This window comes from Oleiphilus sp. HI0061 (genome assembly GCF_001635675.1).
The window spans coordinates 1-1,153 of sequence record NZ_LWFE01001355.1 but is presented as its reverse complement, the minus strand read 5'-3'; the positions used below and the strand labels follow the sequence as shown (position 1 = coordinate 1,153).

Genomic DNA, 1,153 nt, shown 5'->3' with positions numbered 1-1,153 from the left:
TGATGCATCGAAATGCTGTTGTTATTATTCCTCGCAGCATAAAGTAGCTACACTAAGCTGGTCAACTTAACACTGTCAATCATCATTAAAATGTCATGAATACTGTCGATACACTCAACGCTAACTTAAATAAAACTCTCGCTAAAGGTCGTGTCAAGGCGACTAAACCTCCCGCCTGCCCTGCAATCGGCCTTTACCTGTTTGACCCCACTGTATTACAGGGCCCACTTAGCCATGACGAAGCACAGGCTGTTGTGGCCGAACCTGCCTACTGGTCTTTTTGTTGGGCAAGTGGACAGGTTTTGGCTCAGTTCATTCTGGAGAACCCGGAATATGTGCGTGGTAAGACAGTGCTAGATTTTGGTAGCGGCTCGGGTGTTGTTGCAGTCGCTGCTGCCAAGGCTGGTGCCAAAAAAGTCATAGCTTGTGATATCGACTCAGACGCTCTTGAAGCTTGTCGTGCAAATGCCGAACTCAACTCTCTGAGCTTTGACTACTCTGAAGACTTTATGGCTTTTGATGAAGAGCTCGACCTGATCACCGCGGCGGATGTACTATATGACAAAGATAATCACGACTTGCTAGATTTGTTTACCACTAAATGTCCTCAAGTACTTCTTGCTGACTCCCGCGTAAAAGTACTGCCCTCTTCCGCTTACGATTTGCTTGAAGTAAAAGAAGCCCGTACTTGTCCAGACCTAAATGAGTTTGAAGAATTTAACAAGGTGCGTATTTACCACTCAAACACTTGCTCTTAATAGTTGGCGCAATAAGGATCAGGTGAATCACTGTGCCTAACAAGTCTACAAACCAATCATTTAGCTCGAAACTACGGTGGGGCAAGTAAGCCTGAACAAGCTCAATACCCAGACCAAAGCAAGCCAAGCAAAATAGTATTGCCCTTAAACCTAGCCTTGGATAGGCAATTTGAACCAATAAAGAAAGTACAAAAAATGCTACTAGGTGGAGCACCTTGTCACTCACATTAACTTGCTCCAGCCCCGTAAGGGGTGAAAACGCGGCAATACAAGAGAACAGCAAAGCAAGGTACAAAACGATTTTGTTCAGCCAGGTAAACTGGATTATCTGACTAAAAAGGTGTAGCACTTGAGAACTCCATAAAAGTTTTAGTCTTTGGCTGGTAGATACTTAA

At 44.3% G+C, this 1,153-nt stretch carries 2 protein-coding genes; one reads left to right on the top strand and one right to left on the bottom strand.

What is annotated here, in order from left to right; translation table 11 throughout:
• Nucleotides 1-95: 95 nt before the first annotated feature.
• Nucleotides 96-758: a methyltransferase gene (locus tag A3735_RS21355; RefSeq protein WP_068510069.1), complete on the top strand. Its 663-nt coding sequence runs from the start codon at nt 96-98 to the stop codon at nt 756-758.
• Here A3735_RS21355 and A3735_RS21350 read toward each other — a convergent pair.
• Nucleotides 718-1,107, bottom strand: coding sequence for a VanZ family protein (locus A3735_RS21350; RefSeq protein ID WP_068510067.1), 390 nt, complete (start codon nt 1,105-1,107; stop codon nt 718-720). The genes A3735_RS21355 and A3735_RS21350 overlap by 41 nt on opposite strands.
• Between the last annotated feature and the right edge of the window lie 46 nt (nt 1,108-1,153).